Source organism: Thermococcus fumicolans (genome assembly GCF_055386755.1).
Window position 1 is genome coordinate 589,063 of the sequence record NZ_AP042424.1, and the last position, 19,485, is coordinate 608,547.

General features: G+C 56.7%; 21 protein-coding genes and 2 tRNA genes. 13 read left to right on the forward strand and 10 right to left on the reverse strand.

Annotated elements, in window-relative coordinates; translation table 11 throughout:
- Positions 1–72: 72 nt before the first annotated feature.
- A tRNA-Gly gene (locus tag ACZ5AM_RS03310) sits at positions 73–149 on the forward strand.
- A 179-nt stretch (positions 150–328) separates the two neighbouring features.
- Here ACZ5AM_RS03310 and ACZ5AM_RS03315 read toward each other — a convergent pair.
- The 4 genes from ACZ5AM_RS03315 to ACZ5AM_RS03330 all read right to left on the reverse strand — a co-directional run bounded on the left by ACZ5AM_RS03315 (position 329) and on the right by ACZ5AM_RS03330 (position 4,245).
- The gene (locus ACZ5AM_RS03315; RefSeq protein ID WP_464915934.1) at positions 329–1,672 is read right to left on the reverse strand and encodes an NAD(P)/FAD-dependent oxidoreductase; all 1,344 of its coding nucleotides are present in this window, start codon (positions 1,670–1,672) and stop codon (positions 329–331) included.
- Positions 1,673–1,770: 98 nt separating this feature from the next.
- Positions 1,771–2,574 carry an S-methyl-5'-thioadenosine phosphorylase gene (mtnP, locus tag ACZ5AM_RS03320; protein WP_464915482.1) on the reverse strand — a complete coding sequence of 268 codons (804 nt, stop codon included), beginning with the start codon at positions 2,572–2,574 and terminating at the stop codon, positions 1,771–1,773.
- A gap of 28 nt (positions 2,575–2,602) precedes the next feature.
- Positions 2,603–3,952 (reverse strand): hypothetical protein, encoded by a 1,350-nt coding sequence (locus tag ACZ5AM_RS03325; RefSeq protein WP_464915483.1) that lies wholly within the window; start codon positions 3,950–3,952, stop codon positions 2,603–2,605.
- Positions 3,953–4,035: 83 nt separating this feature from the next.
- The gene (locus ACZ5AM_RS03330; protein WP_464915935.1) at positions 4,036–4,245 is read right to left on the reverse strand and encodes a hypothetical protein; all 210 of its coding nucleotides are present in this window, start codon (positions 4,243–4,245) and stop codon (positions 4,036–4,038) included.
- A 481-nt stretch (positions 4,246–4,726) separates the two neighbouring features.
- On the opposite strand from ACZ5AM_RS03330, the gene ACZ5AM_RS03335 reads away from it, so the two are divergent.
- From ACZ5AM_RS03335 to ACZ5AM_RS03355, 5 genes are read left to right on the forward strand one after another with little or no spacing between them, the layout of a single operon-like run.
- Complete coding sequence (locus ACZ5AM_RS03335; RefSeq protein ID WP_464915484.1) at positions 4,727–6,076, forward strand: signal recognition particle protein Srp54; 1,350 nt, start codon at positions 4,727–4,729, stop codon at positions 6,074–6,076.
- Positions 6,073–6,324 carry an Lrp/AsnC family transcriptional regulator gene (locus ACZ5AM_RS03340; RefSeq protein ID WP_464915485.1) on the forward strand — a complete coding sequence of 84 codons (252 nt, stop codon included), beginning with the start codon at positions 6,073–6,075 and terminating at the stop codon, positions 6,322–6,324. Before ACZ5AM_RS03335 ends, ACZ5AM_RS03340 begins: the two co-directional genes overlap by 4 nt.
- A gap of 12 nt (positions 6,325–6,336) precedes the next feature.
- Positions 6,337–6,849 (forward strand): YkgJ family cysteine cluster protein, encoded by a 513-nt coding sequence (locus ACZ5AM_RS03345; protein WP_464915486.1) that lies wholly within the window; start codon positions 6,337–6,339, stop codon positions 6,847–6,849.
- A gap of 55 nt (positions 6,850–6,904) precedes the next feature.
- Positions 6,905–7,624 carry a phosphoribosyltransferase family protein gene (locus ACZ5AM_RS03350; protein WP_464915487.1) on the forward strand — a complete coding sequence of 240 codons (720 nt, stop codon included), beginning with the start codon at positions 6,905–6,907 and terminating at the stop codon, positions 7,622–7,624.
- Positions 7,621–7,962, forward strand: coding sequence for a hypothetical protein (locus ACZ5AM_RS03355; protein WP_464915488.1), 342 nt, complete (start codon positions 7,621–7,623; stop codon positions 7,960–7,962). The genes ACZ5AM_RS03350 and ACZ5AM_RS03355 overlap by 4 nt, the downstream gene beginning before the upstream one ends.
- On the opposite strand, the gene ACZ5AM_RS03360 is transcribed toward ACZ5AM_RS03355, so the two are convergent.
- Complete coding sequence (locus tag ACZ5AM_RS03360; protein WP_464915936.1) at positions 7,946–8,407, reverse strand: Lrp/AsnC family transcriptional regulator; 462 nt, start codon at positions 8,405–8,407, stop codon at positions 7,946–7,948. The two genes, ACZ5AM_RS03355 and ACZ5AM_RS03360, sit on opposite strands and share 17 nt — an antisense overlap.
- A gap of 68 nt (positions 8,408–8,475) precedes the next feature.
- Here ACZ5AM_RS03360 and ACZ5AM_RS03365 point away from each other — a divergent pair.
- Positions 8,476–8,553: transfer RNA gene (locus ACZ5AM_RS03365), tRNA-Arg, on the forward strand.
- A 72-nt stretch (positions 8,554–8,625) separates the two neighbouring features.
- Positions 8,626–9,828 (forward strand): molybdenum cofactor synthesis domain-containing protein, encoded by a 1,203-nt coding sequence (locus ACZ5AM_RS03370; RefSeq protein WP_464915489.1) that lies wholly within the window; start codon positions 8,626–8,628, stop codon positions 9,826–9,828.
- Here the strand turns inward: ACZ5AM_RS03370 and ACZ5AM_RS03375 are convergent.
- Positions 9,825–10,931: an AAA family ATPase gene (locus ACZ5AM_RS03375; RefSeq protein WP_464915937.1), complete on the reverse strand. Its 1,107-nt coding sequence runs from the start codon at positions 10,929–10,931 to the stop codon at positions 9,825–9,827. The two genes, ACZ5AM_RS03370 and ACZ5AM_RS03375, sit on opposite strands and share 4 nt — an antisense overlap.
- Before the next feature lie 113 nt (positions 10,932–11,044).
- On the opposite strand from ACZ5AM_RS03375, the gene serS reads away from it, so the two are divergent.
- A complete protein-coding gene (gene serS, locus ACZ5AM_RS03380; RefSeq protein ID WP_464915938.1) occupies positions 11,045–12,412 on the forward strand; it encodes a serine--tRNA ligase in 1,368 nt (455 codons plus the stop codon).
- Positions 12,413–12,505: 93 nt separating this feature from the next.
- Positions 12,506–13,765, forward strand: a complete 1,260-nt coding sequence (locus ACZ5AM_RS03385; protein ID WP_464915939.1) for an ATP-binding protein — start codon at positions 12,506–12,508, stop codon at positions 13,763–13,765.
- Here ACZ5AM_RS03385 and ACZ5AM_RS03390 read toward each other — a convergent pair.
- From ACZ5AM_RS03390 to ACZ5AM_RS03400, 3 genes are read right to left on the reverse strand one after another with little or no spacing between them, the layout of a single operon-like run.
- Positions 13,762–14,223, reverse strand: a complete 462-nt coding sequence (locus tag ACZ5AM_RS03390) for a type II toxin-antitoxin system VapC family toxin (protein ID WP_464915490.1) — start codon at positions 14,221–14,223, stop codon at positions 13,762–13,764. The two genes, ACZ5AM_RS03385 and ACZ5AM_RS03390, sit on opposite strands and share 4 nt — an antisense overlap.
- Complete coding sequence (locus ACZ5AM_RS03395) at positions 14,204–14,374, reverse strand: hypothetical protein (protein ID WP_464915491.1); 171 nt, start codon at positions 14,372–14,374, stop codon at positions 14,204–14,206. The genes ACZ5AM_RS03390 and ACZ5AM_RS03395 overlap by 20 nt, the downstream gene beginning before the upstream one ends.
- Positions 14,375–14,419: 45 nt before the next feature.
- Positions 14,420–15,124, reverse strand: a complete 705-nt coding sequence (locus ACZ5AM_RS03400) for a nucleotidyltransferase domain-containing protein (RefSeq protein WP_464915492.1) — start codon at positions 15,122–15,124, stop codon at positions 14,420–14,422.
- An 80-nt stretch (positions 15,125–15,204) separates the two neighbouring features.
- Between ACZ5AM_RS03400 and ACZ5AM_RS03405 the strand changes: the two genes are divergently transcribed.
- The 3 genes from ACZ5AM_RS03405 to ACZ5AM_RS03415 all read left to right on the forward strand — a co-directional run bounded on the left by ACZ5AM_RS03405 (position 15,205) and on the right by ACZ5AM_RS03415 (position 17,959).
- Positions 15,205–15,630, forward strand: a complete 426-nt coding sequence (locus ACZ5AM_RS03405; protein ID WP_464915940.1) for a hypothetical protein — start codon at positions 15,205–15,207, stop codon at positions 15,628–15,630.
- A 7-nt stretch (positions 15,631–15,637) separates the two neighbouring features.
- On the forward strand, positions 15,638–16,660 hold the full coding sequence (locus ACZ5AM_RS03410) for an L-threonylcarbamoyladenylate synthase (RefSeq protein WP_464915493.1): 1,023 nt from the start codon (positions 15,638–15,640) through the stop codon (positions 16,658–16,660).
- Between the two features lie 102 nt (positions 16,661–16,762).
- Complete coding sequence (locus ACZ5AM_RS03415; RefSeq protein WP_464915494.1) at positions 16,763–17,959, forward strand: hypothetical protein; 1,197 nt, start codon at positions 16,763–16,765, stop codon at positions 17,957–17,959.
- Here the strand turns inward: ACZ5AM_RS03415 and asnB are convergent, their stop codons facing one another.
- Positions 17,960–19,399: an asparagine synthase (glutamine-hydrolyzing) gene (asnB, locus tag ACZ5AM_RS03420; protein WP_464915941.1), complete on the reverse strand. Its 1,440-nt coding sequence runs from the start codon at positions 19,397–19,399 to the stop codon at positions 17,960–17,962. It lies immediately after the preceding gene.
- Positions 19,400–19,485: the final 86 nt, after the last annotated feature.

A 19,485-nucleotide genomic window follows, 5' to 3' on the forward strand; every position in this document is an offset into this window, starting at 1 on the left:
AAATTTAACCGTCTCTCATCACCGAAAGATTTATAAAGCGACCGAGGGTGAGTATGTAACGGGCCGAGGAGTGCGGTGGTAGTCTAGCCTGGCTAGGACAGCGGCCTGCCACGCCGCTGGCCCGGGTTCAAATCCCGGCCACCGCACCACAATTCTAACAAACATTTCACGCAAGTCCTGCCTAAGTCCTCATGTTTCTACAGCGGTCAATTTGAGAGAACAGGGAACGTATTCTGGCCATTGAGAGGCCAATTCCTCAAAAAGGATTTGCCGTTGAAGTACATAGCCAAAAAACGGAAAGAAATTGGGGAGCATCCCTCAAAAGGATTCAAGCCCTCAGCTTCGCCAACGCGTCTTCGGCAGCCTGCAGTATCTGGTAGCCGACAGGGGAAGCCGTGAGGAGCGGGTGGGTAGCTATCTGGAGGGTGTAGAGCTCACTCGCGGTCAGCCTCTTCTGGATCGCCAGCGCGAGGATGTTTATCATCTCGCCGACGCTCTTTCCGCCCGCTATCTGGGCGCCCAGAATGGCACCCCTGTCGCGGGAGAATATTAGCTTGACCGTTACCATTGATGTGTCCGGGAACTTCGCCGGGTGCCTGTCGGGCCCCTTACCATAGCCGACTATGACCTCGAAGCCCTCCTTCTTGGCGGCTTCTTCCGTGAGGCCCGCCGCGGCAAGGGTCAACCCTGCCACGTGGGTGGAGTAGACGCCTATCGTCCTCCTGTTCTCCCTCACGATTTGGAGCTTGAAGAGGTTCGCACCAGCAATTCTAGCCTCGAAGGTCGCCGTCGAGGCGAGCATGAGGCCGTAGGGCTTCCCTGTGAAGAAGTCGCGGTGTTCGACGCAGTCCCCAACGGCGAAGATGTCCGGGTGCGAGGTTCTCATGTACTCGTCCGTCCAGATGCCGTAGCGCGTAACCCTCAGACCGGCTTTGACCGCGAGGTCGACGTTGGGGCGGTAGCCTATCGAGAAGATCGCTAAGTCGGCAGGAAGCTCCCTCCCGTCGACGAGCTTTACCTTCTCAACCCTTCCCTCGCCGAAGAGCCTCTCAACTTGGCCGTGGACTATCTCGATGCCCCTCTCCTTCAGCCTCCCCTCGACCATCTCGCTGAACTCCGGATCGAATGAACTCCTGAGGAGCCTGCTCCTCACGACTATCGTCACATCTTTGCCGAGCTTCCTTATCTCGTCGCCCACCTCGAGGGCTATGAAGCCGCCGCCGATTATGACGACCTTCTCCGCCTCATCTACCCTCTCGCGGAACTCCTTGAGGTAGCGGTAGTCCTTGGGGACGGTGTAAACTCCCTCTAACTCGGTGCCGGGGAACTCCGGCTTCACGGGCTTTGAGCCGGTGGCGAGGACGAGCTTATCCCATGCGATCTCCTTTCCGGACTTCGTTTTCAGGATCTTGAGGTTGGGGTTTATCTCCGTTACCTCGTCCGTCAGGATCTCGACGCCGAGGGGTTCTAGGAACCTCTCCACGGGGAGTAAGTCATCGTCAACTCTCTTCAGGGTTCCGAATATGTAGGGGATCCCGCAGGGGATCATGCCTGTCTCTTCCTTTTTTATCACAAGAACGCTCTTGTCCGGGTAGAAGCGCTTGGCGGCTATTGCGGTTGTTATTCCCCCTGCGCTGGCACCTACAATCACGACGTCGTACTTCATTTCCATCACCGGAATAATTAGGGCGGCCTACTATTAAACACTTTCTTTAACCTCGAGTTCAAAACGTAAGCACCGTTGAGGGGAGAAAAGAACAGAGGGGAGCATCAGTCCCCGGTGGCGCCCTTGAGGGCGTCTTTACAGGGGCACTTCCTCTCCCTCGGTATGTACTTGATGGACTTCATGAGGAGGTACTTTATCTCCTCGCTCTTCTGGGCCATGAGCTCGACTACTTCGGTGTGGGTGAGCTTCTGGGTGCTTATACCGGCAGCGAAGTTGGTGACGATGGCAACGCTGGCGTAGCACATCTCAAGCTCCCTAGCTAGAACGGCCTCCGGGCACTGGGTCATTCCGACGACATCTGCCCCGAGTACCTTCAGAGCCCTTATCTCCGCCCTCGTCTCGAAGCGCGGCCCCTCCATGCAGGCGTAGGTACCGGTGGGGTGGTAGCTGAAGCCCAGTTCCTTCGCAGCCGTTATGAGAGCCTTCCTAAGCTCGGGGCAGTAGGGGTCGGTGAAGTCCACGTGGGCCACGAACTTCCTGTCGTGCGGACTTTCCTCACCGTCGTAGAAGGTGTAGTGCCTGGTTTTCGTGAAGTCCATCAGCTGGTCGAGTATCACGAAGTCGCCCGGCTTCATGGCCTCGTTGAGTGAGCCGACGGCCGAGGTGGAGAGAATCCTCTCGACGCCGAGCTCGTAGAGCGCCCAGATGTTGGCGCGGTAGTTTATCTTGTGCGGCGGGACGCTGTGGCCCTCGCCGTGCCTGGCCAGAAAGGCTATCTCCTCTCCGTCGTACTCCCCGATCTTCACCCTGACCTTTCCGTAGGGAGTGCTCACGAACTCCTCCCTGACGTTCTGGAGCAGCTTGGGGTCGTATACGCCGGAACCTCCAATAATCGCTATCCTCGGCATGGTACCACCTGAGAAACTTGGGGGGATTCTATAAAACGTTAGCGCCTTTGTCCCTTGCCTCCCTGTGGAGGGTGGCGCTCTCCTCAAGCTCTTTCTCCGGGCGTTCCCCGACCTTCCCCTCGATCACCCTTACGAGGATCTCACCCATAAGCCAGGAACCCCACTCCCTGTCCGGGACGTTCTTAACCGCATCTATGGCCCCGTCTATGTCCCCCCTCCTGAGCTTCTCTAGGGCTATCGCCCCGAACGCGAGGGATCTGAGGTATGGGTCGTCAACGGGATTGGCGAACCTCTCCGCGAGGGCGAAGTCACCCGTTTTTGAGAGGTACGTTGCGACCTTTACGAGGACGGCTTCGCTCTCCGCCCTCTCCCCCAGGTACTCAACGGTTTTTTGGTGGGTCTTTAGGGGTCCTCTTTCGAGCATTAGGTCTAGCAGGGCCTTTGCGAAGCCGTCGAACTGCTCTGGGGGCAATTTCAGCGAGACCACGAACTCGCGGAGTTTTGAAGGATGATCCAGGAGAAGCCTTGCCAGGTGAGAGGCGATTTCAACTTTGTCTGGAACCGCCGATGAGTTAAGTATCTCGGCCGCGTTCCTTACCTCGCCTTTTTCCACCAGCCCCGTTAAGAACGATCTCAGGAGGTTCTTTCCGAGGCGTTCTGAGAGTTCCTTCGCGGCCTCCACGAACTTCTCGTAGGTGGTGTACGGGACGGAGGCTTCTTTGAGCTTCTTGGCGGTTTCTTCGAGGGCCATTTCCAGCCAGTACTCGCTCCCGATTTTGGGGAGCAGTGATAGCGCACTTGCGAACTCCTCCCTCTCAAGGTGGACTTTCAGTATCTCAAAGGCCACCTGGGACTTGGCTAGTTCGTCGGTCATCGCGTCCAGGACGCTTCTGGCTTGGCGAACTTCACCCCGCTTCGTGAAGTACCTCGCGATCTCCAGAAGGCTTCTGTTCCTGACGGATTCGTCCCCGATGTCCGTTGCGTAGAGGACGGCGTCCCTCCCCTTCCCCAGGGCCAGGGCACCCTTGACGACCTCGACCAGCAGGCGGTCCCTTATTGGGCCCTTTAGAAGGAGGGTCGCTTCGTAGGCCCTGTGTAGTAGGCTCGAGGAGAGGTCTTCCACCCCGGCAGCGTGGAGGTAGCGGGCTATGCTGACCATCGCCCGTATTATGAGAACAGGATCCTCGATGTCGTCAAGTGAAGATATGGCGTAGCGGAAGGCCTTCATGGATCTCCTGGATCCCATCTCCCTCATTTTGAGGCCCAGTCTGGCGAAGGTTAGGGTTCTAACGTACGGATCTGGAATACTGGCCGCGATTTCAAGAACCTCACTAAACAGCCCCTCATTTTTATCTCGCTCTTTTTCCACAGAACTCACCAATACTATAGAAACGTGTTCTAATATTTAATCTTTGCGAATTCTAAATGCTTATTTAAGGCCGAAACAATGAAACATCGGGATCAGCTCATGTCGTCGTAGACGACGCTGACGGTTTCTCCATCGTCGAGGACTACGAAGCTGACCTTGGCTTTCTTTCCTGTTCTCTGGTCGACGACTAGGAAGTCGGGCTTCTCCAGGTACTGGCTCTGGGGAAGCTTCCAGACATCGTCGTAATACTCCCTGAGCTCCTTCAAAAACAACGATGGGTCCTTCTTTATCACGGTCGTCATCGGTATCACCGCTAATAAGTACAACTTCAAAGTATAAAAAGATTTCGGAAAGGCAATTGTTAACATGCATTTCGTTGATCGTCGATATCCGGGGGTCGTTCACTGGAGGAGCTGTCTGACGTACTCGAGCTCCTCCGGAACGGGCTTTCTCCTGGCCCTCTCCATCTCCTTGAGGGCCTTGTACCCGTAAAGGGCTATCATCCACTCCATTCTCTCACCTCCTTTTGCCTCTCTCTCAAGATATAATCCTTAAAATTCCCTTTAAAGCATTTTCTGGCATATTTTTGTCCTCGATCTACTTTTATGTTCCATTGTTCCGTAAAAGAAGCCCGATGAACTCCGGACGTGTTTAATGTACAAAGTTGAACTGTTTAATCAGTTCTATGGTTTCTTTTTTCTTAAAATGGATACATTTCATCCCCCCGCTTAGGGCACAAGGGTTATTAAGGATCCTCCTTTTCAGGTCTCTGGAGGGTGTGATATGGCGCTTGAAAAACTGGGTAAAGCACTCAACAGTGCCCTCAAGAAGCTCGCGAGATCAAGCACGGTTGATGAGGCCCTGATAAGGGAGGTTGTGAGGGACATACAGAGGGCCCTGATACAGTCCGACGTTAACGTAAGGTTAGTTCTGCAACTGACGAAAAGGATACAGGAGAGGGCGCTCAACGAGAAGCCCCCGGCAGGGGTCAGTCCAAAGGAGCACGTCGTCAAGATCGTCTATGAGGAGCTCACCAACTTCCTCGGCAGGGAAGCGGTTCCCCTCGAGATAAAGGAAAAGCCGACGATCCTCCTCGCCGTTGGAATCCAGGGCTCGGGTAAGACGACCACCATAGCGAAGCTGGCTCGCCATTTGCAGAGGAGGGGCTATAAGGTCGGCCTCGTCTGTACAGATACCTGGAGGCCCGGCGCTTACTACCAGCTCAAACAGCTCGTGGAGCCCTTCAACATCGAGGTCTTCGGTGACCCCAACGAGAAGGACGCCATAAAGCTCGCCCGGGAGGGTGTTGACCACTTCAGGAACAAGGGCGTCGACGTCATCATAGTCGACACCGCGGGGAGGCACAAGGAGGAATCAGGGCTTATAGAGGAAATGAAGCAGATCAGCCAGGCGATAAAACCCCACGAGGTGATCCTTGTTATAGACGGTACGATAGGCCAGCAGGCCTACAGCCAAGCCCTGGCCTTCAAGGAGGCGACCCCCATCGGATCCATAATCGTCACCAAGCTCGACGGTTCCGCCAAGGGCGGAGGAGCACTATCCGCGGTTGCCGCCACGGGTGCCCCGATAAAGTTCATAGGCGTTGGGGAGAGGGTTGAGGACCTCGAGCCCTTTGATCCGAAGCGCTTCGTCTCGAGGCTCCTGGGTCTGGGCGACATTGAGGGCCTCCTCGAGAAGTTCGAGGAGCTCCAGAGGGAGCAGGAGTTCAAGGAGGAGGACGTTGAGAAGTTCCTCCGCGGTAAGTTCAACCTGAAGGACATGTACGCCCAGCTCGAGGCCATGCAGAAGATGGGTCCGCTGAAGCAGATCCTCCAGATGATACCGGGTCTGGGTTACTCCCTCCCCGATGAGGTTGTCAAGGTGGGCGAGGAGAAGTTGAGGCGCTACAGGATAATAATGGACTCGATGACGGAGGAGGAGCTCGAGAACCCCGACATAATAAACTACTCCAGGATAAAGAGGATAGCTAGGGGTTCAGGGACTTCGACGAGGGAAGTCAGGGAGCTGCTTGCCCAGTATAACCAGATGAGAAAAATGTTTAAGAACTTGGACAAGAGAAAGCTTGCTAAAATGGCCAAGAAGTTTGGAGGTTTCGGGGGGCTGGGAATATGAGCAAGATGGAGGCGATAATCCTTGTGGTGGCGAGGCCTGGTACCGAGGAGAAGGTGCACGAGAAGCTCGTTGGGCACCCCAACGTCAAAGAGGCCTACAGGGTGTACGGTGAGTACGATCTAATCGTGAGGGTTGAGGTTGACAGTATCGAGGAACTCGACAGGTTCCACGACAACGTTCTCAGGAAGATAAGGGAGATCGAGCTCACCGAGACCCTTATAGCCAGCACGTACGGGATGAAGTCTTAGGCCGGTGAGAGGGTGGCCCCGGGAGTCAAGAAACGCCTGGTGGCCACTGTTGACCTTTTAACGTTGGAGGTTAGGGTTGAGTCCGAGATCAGGTTCAAGTGCCTTGAGAACTGCGGAAAGTGCTGCACCGACCTGGAGATCCCCCTGAGGGACGAGGACGTGGCCAGAATAGAGGAGCTGGGGTACAGCACTTGGGAGTTCGTCGACTACGAGAAAACCTTCTACCGGGGGGACAAGTTCCTGGGCTACGCCCTTAAGAAGCGCCCCTTCGACGGCGCCTGTATATTTCTGGATCCCGAGACCAAGAGGTGCCGCATCTACGACCACCGGCCCCTGGCCTGCAGGCTCTACCCCTTCATCTTTGTAAAGCACGGAAACGTCATGGAGATCTACGTTAAGGAGGACTCCTTCTGCCCAGGGATCGATCACCCTGACGGTGAGCCTGTTGGCGAAGAATTCATCCTCAGGGAGTACGGTGGCCTCCTCAGGGAATATCAGAAGTCGTTGCTGGAAGCTGAAAAGTGACCGAAACGTATTTATACATTTTTTTGTTAATCAGAGCCCACCGGAGGTGAGGAGAATGACACAGTTGAAGTCAGTCAAGGAGAAGCTTAGACTTGTAAACATGCTCAGGCTCCTCAAGAAGAGTTACACCTACGATGAGCTTTCAAAGATCACGGGACTGCCCATAACAGTCCTGAACAGGTACGTCAGGGGGAAGGTCTTGCCCAGCGCAGAAAGGACCCGCGCTCTCGTGGAGCTCCTCTCGCCCTACATAAACATACGCGGGGAGGTCAGGAAGAGGCTCAAGTTCGACAGCAGGGGCTACTTTGACACCATGTCCGTCCTCAGCGACACCTCCCTCATGACCCTCCTCTCCGAGGAGCTGGCGGGCAAGTTCGCCGACTTGAACCCGGACAAGATACTGACCGCCGCAACGGACGGCATACCCTTCGCCGTACACATGGCCAGGGAGCTCGGTGTGGACGTGGTTTACGCCAAGAAGAAAAAGGAGGTCGGCGTCGAGAAGTTCTACGAGGTTAACTACGTGCCGAGCGCTTCCGGGAGCATAACGACCCTCTACCTCCCCACGTGGGCCTTGAGCAAGGGCGACAGGGTTCTGATAGTGGACGACGTGGTCAGGAGCGGTGAGACGCAGAGGGCCCTCTTGGAGCTGTGCCTCCAGGCCGGGGCAAAGCCAGTCGGCATGATATTCCTGGTCAGCATTGGGGACATAGCCAAGAGGTTCGGGGAGGAGCACGGCATCCCCGTGGAGAGCGTAATAACACTGGAGAGATGACCATGAAGTTCCTGATATACAACGCCGCCGGGCTCACGGTTCCTGTGGAGGCCGAGCTCGGCGTCCCCTTTAGATTTGAGTGCTCCCCGGAGGAGTGCGGCGAGGAAGTCGTCATAGAGGGGAAGATCGTTGAGGTGCCGGAGTCGAGCTTCAACGAGGTTTTGAGGGCGGTCGTCAGGGAAAACCCGGACTTCAAACCGATAGAGGGTATAGAGGTCAGGAAGTACCTCTTTGTGGGAACAGTCAACGGAACCGAGGTTTCGCTCCCGGCCGAGGCCATGTCCGACTTCGCCAGGAGGTTCATAGAGGGCCTTGACTCGATCATGATCCTGAGGTAGCCTCCCCGAGGTCTATGCTGAAGCTCTCCTTCGCCACGTCCATCACGACGCTCGTGTTCGTTTTTTCAACACCCTCGAGCGAGAGAACCCACTTGACGAAGCGGTTCATGTCGGCCCTGTCCCTGAACTTTGCGACTAGTATCACGTCGTACTCCCCCGTTACGTCGTAGACCTGCATCACCCTCGGGTGCTCGGCGAGCTTCCTCTCGATCCTTATTATCTCCCTACCCTTCGCCTTTATCCCTATGACGGCCGTGAGGCCAAAACCGACCTTCTCGTAGTCTATGTTGACACAGAAGCCCTTTATGACGCCGTCTTCCTCCATCCTCTTTATCCTGTTGTAGACTGTCCCTACGGCAACGTTCAGCTCCCTGGCTATCTCCCTGTAGGAGAGCCTCGCGTTCTTCTGAAGCAGGGAGAGTATCCTCATGTCCAGCTCGTCCATGTTTACCCCCCTCACCAGCTCCACCGTAAACTTTAAATACCCTTCTCCGGGAGGGAATAGCGGGCAGTGGACCGGTAGCCTAGCTAGGATAGGGCGGCGGCCTCCTAAGCCGCAGGTCCGGGGTTCAAATCCCCGCCGGTCCGCCAGCGGTTCTCGTTAACACAACCGTTTATCAAAACCCATTTATACGGTCGCCGCGAGTCTGTTCTGGTGATGACATGGCGTTCCTGCGGGTTGTTTCACTTGAGGAGGCTAAAAAGGTCATTGAGAACCTGAACCTCAAACCGAAGGTTGAGGAAGTGCCCCTTGAGGAGGCCCTCGGAAGGGTTCTGGCCGAGGACGTGGTTTCCCCAATCGACGTCCCGCCCTTTGACAGGGCAACCGTCGACGGCTACGCGGTCAGGGCTGAGGACACTTTTATGGCGAGCGAAGCGAGTCCAGTAAGGCTTAGGGTCGTCGGCGAGGTTCACGCCGGCGATTCTCCCAGGATAGCCCTCGAAGGCGGAACCACGGTTTACATCTCAACTGGAGCCCCCCTGCCCGAGGGGGCTGATGCGGTGATCCAGTTCGAGGACGTTGAGAGGGAAGGGGACGAGGTGGTCATCTACAAGCCCGCCTACCCGGGCCTCGGCGTCATGAAGAGGGGCGCCGACATTTCTGCTGGCAAGTTGCTCCTCGCTAAGGGTACCAGGATCGGGTTCAAGGAGACCGCCCTTCTCTCAGCCATCGGCCTGTCGGGGGTCAAAGTGTACAGAAGGCCGAGGGTGGCCGTGATAAGCACGGGGAACGAGATAAGCCTCCCGGGAGAGCCCCTGGAACCCGGGAAGATCTACGACATCAATGGACGAGCTGTCGCCGATGCCATAAGGGAGCTTGGAGGAGAGGCCTGCTTCCTCGGAGTTTCCGGCGACGACGCCAAGAACCTGGCGAGGCTCATCCTCCAGGGCGTTGCCGACTGCGACATGGTGATCCTGAGCGGCGGTGCCAGCGGGGGAATGCGTGATCTGACCAGCTCGACCATAGAGAAGCTGGGAAAGGTCTACGTCCACGGCATAGCAATACAGCCCGGTAAGCCGACTATAATCGGGGAGGTGGACGGAAAGCCCGTTTTCGGTCTCCCGGGATATCCAACGAGCTGTCTAACGAACTTCACCCTCCTCGTTGCGCCCCTCCTCAGAAAGCTCATCGGACGGGAGAGCGAGGTCAGGAAGGTTAAGAAGAGGCTCGCCCACAAGGTGTTCTCGGTCAAGGGCAGGAGGCAGTTCCTCCCCGTTAGGATAGAGGGCGATAAAGCCGTCCCGATACTGAAAGGAAGCGGAGCGGTTACCAGCTTCATAGACGCTGACGGTTTCATCGAGGTTCCGGAGAACGTTGAGATACTCGAGGCCGGAGAAGAGGTAGAGGTCACCCTCTTCGGTTAGACCCCGTATTCCTCCGCCCACTTCTCGTACTTTTTTAGCAGGGCCGGTTTTATGGGGCTCTTTACCCTCCTGAAGGCGTACTTGAAATCCTTGGCCTCAAGGGGCCTCGTGGTTAGCGGCTTTCCGACTATAGATCCCACCCTCAGGGGATCGCCCAGTTCCGGGTTCATCTCCTCCAGCATGCGGAGGGTCGCGAGCGAGCAGAGGTTCGCTATCTCCCTGCCCGAGTAGAGCCTCCTGACCGCTAGCCTGGCCACCGAACTTAGGCTGACCCTGGTTGCCACTCCCCGGAGGTGTATGCGCAGTATCTCCTCGGCGGCACTCTCGTCGGGGAGCGGCACGTAGATCCTAATGGGGAGCCTGGACAGGACGGCATCGTCGAGATCCCAAGGCGCGTTGGTGGCAGCTAGGGTTACAACGTGCTTGTTCTCAAGTTCCGGGGTTTTGAAGCCGTCTATCTCCTCCAGGATCGACCCCAAAACCCTCCTGGCCGCGTCCTCGAGGTTGACCCTTTTCATCGCCAGGGCATCGAACTCGTCTATGAAAACGACGCTCGGGCTTTTCTCCCTGGCCAGGGTGTAGATGGCCGAGGCCAGCTTCGAACTCTCCCCAAAGTACTTGCTCAGGATATCGCTGACCTTAACGTTGATGAACGTAGCGTTTAAACTGCCCGCCAGCGCGCTCGCCAGAAGTGTCTTGCCAGTTCCGGGGGGCCCGAAGAGGAGCAGGCCCTTCCACGGCTTGAAGCCCCTGGGGGTTTTTGCGAGGGTGATCCCAACGGTCTGGGCCAAGAGCTTCTTGGCCTCCTCCAGTCCACCAACGTCGTTCCACGAGACGTTGGTCCGCTGGATCAGGGACTTGACCCTCTCGAACTCCTTCCCTACCGGGGATGGCTTGGGTTCTACCCTCTTAGCCTTCTCCTCCCACTCCTTTGCCATCTCGAGGTAGTAGTGTGAGAATTGTAGGTCTTCGGAGGCTAGCCTTCGAAATAACCCCGCGCACTGGAGGGCCATGAACCTGGCCCTCTCGGTGTTCCCCTCCTCCACCGCCCGGTTGTAAGCCTCCTCGTACCGCCTGAGCAGTGCGGAGTATACGGCCTTCATCCCCACCGGTATATGGTTCCTTCCGGCGCTCTTAAATCGGTTTTGTGTAGGTGGCTGTGTAGCCATCAAAACCTTTTTTAAAGTCCCCGCCGTTCCTCCCCCAGGTGAAAGCTATGCTCGATATAAAGCTCATCCGCGAAAACCCCGACCTCGTCAAGGGCGACCTCATCAAGCGCGGTGAACTGGAGAAGCTCAAGTGGATAGACGAAATCCTGGAGCTCGACGCCAGATGGCGCGAGAACCTCAGGAAGATAAACCAGCTCAGGAAGGAGCGCAATCAGCTCGCGGTCCAGATAGGCAAGCGCAAGAAGGCCGGTGAGCCCGTCGATGACCTACTAGCCAGGAGCAACGAGATAGTGAAGCAGATCGAGGCCCTAGAGAAGGAAGTCGAGGAACTCAGGAAGAAGATCGACTACTACCTCTGGCGCCTGCCGAACATCACCCACGAGAGCGTCCCTATAGGCAAAGACGACACCGAGAACGTCCCGATAAAGTTCTGGGGCAAGGCTAAAGTCTGGGAGGGCTTCCTCGAGAGCTTTAAGGAGCAGAGCCTTGGGAAGATGGACTACGAGGTTCTGAGCTGGAGGCCGAGGCTTCACGTTGACATGCTTGAACTCCTCAAAGGGGCCGATTTGGAGAGGGCCGCGAAGGTCAGCGGTGCGCGCTTCTACTACCTCATGAACGAGCTCGTCATCCTCGATCTGGCTTTAATCCGCTTCGCCCTCGATAAGCTCATCGAGAAGGGCTTTACTCCGGTTATACCGCCCTACATGGTCCACCGCTTCGTCGAGGAGGGCGTTACGAGCTTCGACGACTTCGAGGACGTCATCTACAAGGTCGAGGGAGAGGACCTCTACCTCATCCCGACCGCCGAGCATCCTCTGGCAGGAATGCACGCCAACGAGATAATTGAAGGAAAAGACCTGCCCCTCCTCTACGTCGGCGTTTCGCCGTGCTTCAGGAAAGAAGCTGGAACCGCTGGAAAGGACACTAAGGGAATATTCCGCGTTCACCAGTTCCACAAGGTTGAGCAGTTCGTCTATTCGAGGCCAGAGGAGAGCTGGGAGTGGCACGAGAGGATCCTCCAGAACGCTGAGGAGATATTCCAGGCCCTGGAGATCCCCTACCGCGTCGTCAACATCTGCACCGGCGACCTCGGCTACGTTGCGGCAAAGAAGTACGACATCGAGGCCTGGATGGCGGGCCAGGGCAAGTTCCGTGAGGTTGTTTCCGCGAGCAACTGCACCGAGTGGCAGGCGAGAAGGTTAAACATCCGCTACCGTGACAAGACCCACGAGAAGCCGAAGTTCCTCCACACGCTCAACTCAACCGCCATAGCCACGTCGAGGGCTATCGTAGCTATCCTCGAGAACCACCAGACGGAGGAAGGCGTTGTAAAGCTACCGAGGGCGCTCTGGAAGTACACGGGCTTCAAGGAGATCCTGCCGGCGAACATGAAGGAGAAGTGCTGTCGGGACTGATTTTCTTTCCCTTTCAACACCTTTCCAGAACCTTCATCTTGTTCTGCATACAGTACAAGGATTTATAAAGGGTTGGACTGTATATAGTCCGTGATGGTTATGATCAAGAGGGAGACCTGGGCCGAGGTGATCCTCGATTACCGCTTTCTTCCCTTCGAGGGGATAAAGAGAGGGATAGAGGTCAAACTTCCCAACACCCAGATGGCGCTTGCAATAATCGGGCCGAGAAGGGCCGGCAAGACTTACTTAATGCGCCAGATTATGGAGGAGCTGAAATCCGGAGGAATCCCGGGGGAGAACATGGCCTACGTTAACCTTGAGGACCCGCGGCTTGTTGGAGCTTCCCTCGAGGATCTTATGGTCATGCTCGAAGTGCTGAGGGAAATGGGAGGCGAAAAGCTCTACCTCTTCCTCGACGAGGTTCAGGTTGTTGAAGGCTGGGAGCGCTTTGTTCGCTACCTCCTCGACACTGGGCACAAGGTTTTCGTCTCCGGTTCCTCCGCTAAGCTCCTTTCAAAAGAGATAGCCACCCAGCTGAGGGGACGCTCAATAGCGGTTCGGGTCTTCCCCTTTTCCTTCGGAGAGTTTCTGAAGGCAAGAGCGTTTTCCGTTAGGCGGTATCTCTCGAGCGAGGAAAAAGCTCGGCTTAGGACACTCCTCCGGGAATACCTCGAGTGGGGAGGTTATCCAGAGGTCGTGCTGAACCCGCACATGAGGATGGAGGTTTTGAAGGGGATCCTTGATCTGGCCATCTACCGCGATATAGTTGAGCGCTGGGAGGTCAGGAACGTCTCTGCCCTGAGGCTGCTCCTCAAGGTTCTCGCCCGCTCAAGCCATCTCACGCTCACCAAAGCATATTCAACTATGAAGAGCCTCGGGGTCTCCACAGGAAAGGGGACCCTTGCAGATTACCTCGACTATTTAAGCGATGCCTTCATCCTGCACCGCCTCCCCCCTTACGTGAAGTCCTACAAAAAGGCCGAACTCCTTGGTTTCAAGCCGTATCTCGTTGACAACGGCCTTCTGAGGATCATGGGAGTTAAAGACATGGGTAGGCTCATGGAGAACCTTGTATTCGTGGAGCTTATCAGGAGGGGTTTCGAGCCGGGAGAAAACTTGTTTTACGTCCCTGGGGACGGCTGGGAGGTCGATTTTCTCGCTGGAGACGAGCTGATCCAGGTCAGCTACGAACTACATCCGTTCAACAGGGAACGTGAGTTTAAGGCTCTCATAAACGCCGCGCGGAGAATGGAGGCGAAGAGACTCAGAGTCGTAACGTTTGCTGACAAGGGGAAGCTTAGAGTGAACGGGAAGGATGTTGAAGTGGTTCCACTTCATGAGTGGTTGCTTTAAAGGGAACTAAGAAGTTGCTCCTTGGAGGACACAATACAAAGACCTTCACCATTTCCCAGCTCAGAAAAGTCATTGTCAAGGATCACTATCCCGTCAAGCTTGTAGAAGAGGGCCGCCCCGGCAATCATCGCATCATTGGGAAGGAGGCCGTATTCATCGACCAACCTCCTGGAAATGGCAAACACGAATTCGTTTGTGTCGAGAAACTTGAACAGAGATAGAAGCTCATAAACAGGCCCTTTTTGGATCGCCTTTATCAAATCTGGTTTTTTCTTGAGCGTTCTAAAGCTCCTGCCAGTTTTGAGCTTTAGATACACAAAAATGGCTTCTAAGGCAACGGTTTCGTTGATATACCCTTCTACATCCCCTTCAATGAGGGCCTCAAGAAGTTCAGTGGCCTTGGGGTTTCCCTTCAAGTGCTCGACAAGAACGGTGGAGTCAACCATAAAGCTCCTCATAAATCTCCACCTTCAGCTCTTCGGCGGACTTTTCGGTTTTCAGGATCCCCGCCGTCTTTTTTAGAATTTCACGCCTCTTTTCAAGCTCTTGGAGGTACTCCTTGACTTTTTTCTCAAACTCCTTGGGAATCTCAACCTTAACGGTTTCCACGCTCTCCCACCAAGGTTTGTTCTGTCTTGAAAGATATAAGGGTTGCTAAACCCCTCCCCGCTCCCTAACCTTTCTCCTCACGTTCGGGTCGCGGTCGGCTATTATCTTGAGGGCCTCCTCGAAGCTCATCCAGTCCGGGACTTCCTCGTTTATGTAGATCCCTGTCCTCCCGATCCTGTCGCGCCTCGTGAGCACGTGGACGCGCTCCGTAACGATCTCAACGCTCACCCCAAGGGTTTTCGCCACCTCGCTCTCCCTCCCAACGACCTCACGCTCGATGTGGCCCCTCTCCGTCGGGACGATGAGGATGAGCTTTTTGTTCACGCCTGGAACGCGCTCCTTCGTTTTGACGCCCCAAAGATCGATAGCCCCACCCCAGCGGTAGAAGTCAAGCTCCCTGTTCGTTGGCTCGATCAACGGGAAGGTAACGGTTGTCTCCTCGTCTATCTCGATGACGCCCTTGATGAGGTGCCAGGGGGTAGCCATGACGATCTTTCTCCTCCTCACTAGACCCTCGAGGGCCAGCTCGATGAGGTAGCTCGGAATCCTTACCGGGATGAAGATGTCGACGTCGCTGTCCCGTCTGACGTCGCCCCTGGCAACGCTGCCGTAGAGCAGGGGGTCGAACTGAGCTAAGCGCTCCATTATCTTCAGCGCTTTCTCGCGCTTCTCCCACAGGTAGCGCCACCTCTTGGGCGTGTAGACAACCTCTCTCTCGTCCCAGACGCGGACTACCTTCTCCCTCGGCATCGTGTTCGCTATCTTCGAGGGCCTTAAAAACGTGCCTAGGTTTTTAAGGGGTTGGCCGGAGAGCCCCTTTGGTGGGAGAGATGCCTGTGATCGGAGTGAACCTCACGAAGATAGAGTTTGAGAAGAGAGGAATGCCCCCGATAGGTGGCAGAATAGAGGTGAACCTCACCCCCAAGGTAAGGGACATGCGCCTCGGCGAGATAAGAACCCCAACCGGAAAGACCCACGGCGTCGAGATCCTCTTCAAGTACGAGGTGACCTACAGACCGGAGATAGCTGAGGGGCTCATAGAGGGCGCCCTCATGTACCTCCCTCAGAGGAAGGAGGACGTGGACAGGATCCTCGACACGTGGGAGGCAGAGAGGAAGGTTCCCCCCGAGGTTTTTGCGGAGGTCATAAACTTCCTGACCGCTGAGATAAGCCCGATGCTCTTCGTGATAGCCAAGGAGATGAGGTTGCCCTATCACATACCCCTGCCGAGGGTGGAGATAAAGCCCCCGGGGTGATGGCTGGGTGACGATAGTCATTCCCATGCGCGGTGCCGTGGACGAGAAACGCCTGGCGGTAGCCGCTGGCCTCATACGCGAGGGCAAGCTTGTCGCCTTTCCAACCGAGACCGTCTACGGCCTCGGGGCAGATGCGCTGAACGGGAGTGCCGTGAGGCGGATCTTCGAGGCCAAAGGGCGGCCCGCCGATAACCCGCTCATAGTTCACATAGCGGACGTCGACCAGCTCAGGGGGCTTGCTAGGGAGGTGCCCCCACTGGCGATGGAGCTCGCCAGAAGGTTCTGGCCGGGGCCCCTGACAATGGTTCTCCCCAGGGATCCGCGGGTTCCCGATGTCACCACCGGCGGCCTGGACACGGTCGCGGTCAGGATGCCCTCACACCCGATAGCCCTGGCCCTCATCAGGCTGAGCGGAAGGCCAATAGCCGCCCCCTCCGCCAACATCAGCGGAAGGCCCAGCCCGACCGATGCCGAACACGTGGTGGAGGACTTCTACGGGAGGATAGAGTGCATAATCGATGGGGGGCCGACGCCAGTAGGCGTTGAGTCCACGGTTCTCGATCTGACCGGCGAGAGGCCTGTCCTTCTCCGCCCCGGTGGCCTTCCCCTGGAGGAGATCGAGAAGGTTGCCGGCCCTGTTGAGATCCACCCGGCCGTGAGGGGAAAGGAGGTTGACCTGGCCAGGGCCCCGGGTATGAAGTACAAGCACTACTCCCCGAACGCCCAGGTGATAGTGGTCGAGGGAATGCGGGAGGCTGTTAGAAAGAAGATCGACGAGCTCGTTGGGGAGCTTAGATCCGAGGGGCTGAGGGTCGGCGTGATGGCGACGGAGGAGCACGAGGCCGATGCCTTCTTCCACCTCGGAAAGACCGATGAGGAGGTCGCTAGGAACGTGTTCAGGGCGCTCAGGGAGCTCGACAAGCGGGGGGTTGACGTCATAATAGCGGAGGGGATTGAGGAGAGGGGCCTCGGCCTGGCCGTGATGAACCGCCTGAGGAAGGCCGCTGGATACCACGTCGTAAGGGTTTGAACTGCTTTACTCTCCCCGATTTTCTCCCTTTCACACGGTGGATAAACTTAAATACATGGACTCGCTAAGTGGGTTGATGGGTAGTGCCCATTAAATCATGGGGTGAGAAAATTGGCGCTGATTCCTGAGATGGCCTCTCCCGAGGATCTTGAGCACATGGGGTTTGAAAAGCTTGAGGACGGCGAAATAAAGGAGGGCCTCAAGCTGATTCTTCGGGCGGCTAAAAAGTACGAGGACGAGGGGAAGCTCGAGGACGCGGCCCGGCTTTACTACTACTTCGGCTACTTCTTTCTGCACCGGCTTGGGAAGCCGGATATGGCCAGGAAGCCCCTCCTTAAAAGCGCGTCGCTCTACATAAAGCTAATCGAGGCCGAACTCGACAAGTTCGAGGTTGATATAGGTCGCCTCAACGAGTTCTGCTCGAAGACCCTCTCCGTCTTCGCCACCGTGGGGGACGAGAAGAACCTGAAGAAGTACGCGAAGTACTTTGCTGAGATCTACGAGGACCTTGGGAAGGCCTACCTGGACAACGATGACATTTTGGGAGCCATAAGGGCCTACGAGGACGCTTTCCGCTACTACAAGGCCCTAGGAGATCCCGAGGCGACTAGGAGAATAGCCGATTCGCTCATAACGGCCTACGGGCGGCTGACTGAAGAAAAGGTAGCCGCCAACGACAGCGCCGGTGCGGCCGAGGCCTTCTACAGGCTCTCCTTCTACCTGCTGGAGCTCTTCGGCTACGACACCCACTACGTCGAGATAATGGACACCGCCGCCAGAAACTACGAGAAGGCCAGTAAGGTGGCCTACTCCCAGGGGGATCTGGACGGGACGACCACCTACCTCCTCAAGGCCCAGTACGCCTATCTACTAGCCGGCAACACCAGCAGGGCCAAGCTCATAGGCCTCAACAACGTGAGGATGGCCTATCAGGTCGTGGGTTCGTACCAGGGTGCCGGGGACGACAGGAACGCCGCTAGAAAGCTCCTAGAACTGGCGCAGGCCCTTCTAGCTGTTGGAAAGCTGAAGGAGGCCTTCAAGGCCTACCACGAAGCTATACGCCTCGACAGCCGCATAGAGAACAGGATACTCATGCGTGCCGCCCTCCTGAAGGTGCACGGTGCGGAGAAGAAGAGCACGGGCATATTGTCGGCCGTGGGCGACGTCGAGTACTACCTCGACCGCGGAAACAAGGAGAGGGCCATAGAGATCGCCGATGGGACGCTCCGGGCTATAGCGGAGCTGGAGCCCGTTATCAGGATGCTCCACGAGGCTGAGGGGATAAACACGAAGGAGTGATCATGGGCCGAACCTCTCCCTGAAGAGCGCCTCCGCCAGTCCCCTGAGCGTTAGGTTTCTCCTCTTCGCTATCCTCTCCATAACCTTCTGGGCCCCGCTGCCGTACTGGGCGGCCTTCTTGTCCCTCAGCGCTATCTCCTCTGGCAGTCCAGTGCTCAGCGCCAGTTTCCTCAGTATTAGCTTCCTCGTTCCGTTCGCGATCTTCAGCTCGAGCGGAGTGTTCAGGGCGCTCAGGACGACGGGCATCGATAGGAAGGGGTACCTGCCCTCGACCCCGTTGAGCATCGCTATCTTGTCGTCCCTGGCCAGGTTCCTCTCCCCGAGGTCCATGAGATCCCTCTCCATGAGTTCCGGCCTCTCTAGGTACTTGGCGTAGCCCCCGAAGAGTTCGTCGGCCCCCTGCCCGCTAAGGAGAACCTTCACACCGTCTTCGCGCGCCAGCCTTGTGGCGAAGTACAGGGGAATCCCTATGGCCAGGTTCATCGGGTTGGGCTCTTCTATCGCGAAGGCTATCTCGGGCAGGGCCTCCTCAACTTCCTCCTCCGCGAAGACGTGCTCCCTGAGCTCCAGTCCTAGATCCTCGCTCGCCTTCCTAGCCCACTGGAGGTCTTGGCTGTTCTCCGTTCCGGCGGTGTAGAGGACGACGTCCGAGTACTTCGAAGCCAGCAGGGCCACTATCGAGCTGTCGAGTCCCCCGGAGAACAGTATTCCCGTTTTCTTTCCACACCTAACCCTTACGGAGTACTCCAGCACCTTACCGAGTGATTTGAGGGCCAGCCCCTCCATCATCCCCTTCCGCTTCAGCTCGGCCATGCTGAAGAGCCTTTCCCTTCTCACGCCTCCCCTGGAGATCGTCACCAGCTCACCCGGGCTCACGGGTAGGGCCTCCTCTCCTATGGCCCAGAGCACCTTCTTCTCGCTTGCGAAGAAGCCGCTCGGGGAGTAGTAGAGGGGCCTTATTCCCACCGGGTCTCTGAAGAGGTATATCCTCTCACCGTCCGAGAAGGCCACCGCGTAGTCCCCTTCGAGCATCTTCATTGCCTTTTTTACGGCTTCCCTTATCGAGAGGCCTTTCTCCAGGAGGTGCTCGAGGAGGCGGAGGATCACCTCGCTGTCCACGTCGCTCTCGAACTCCACCCCCCTGCCCTCAAGGAAGGCTCTGAGCTGGGGGTGGTTGTAGATCTCGCCGTTGTGGACGAGGGTGAAGCGGTTGAAGAAAGGTTGAGTGTACTCCTTTGAGCCGGTCATTCCGAGCCTGCACTGGAGAAGTCCGATCCTCCCGTCTGGGATTTCGCCCAGGTCGCTGAAATCGAGGCTCTTCAGGAAGCCCTCGTCGGTCCACACGCCAAAGCTGTCTGGACCGCGATGCTTGCCGGTGAGGATCATCGTGATGAACCTCTCCCTGAGTCCCCTTCCCATTCCTCCCCCTATAAGGCACACGACTCTCACCCCAGCCCGTTGGGAGGGCTTGTAGAAAAGCCTTCCCCCTTCTCACTTGAAAATGTAGCTATCCCTCGGGAGAAAAG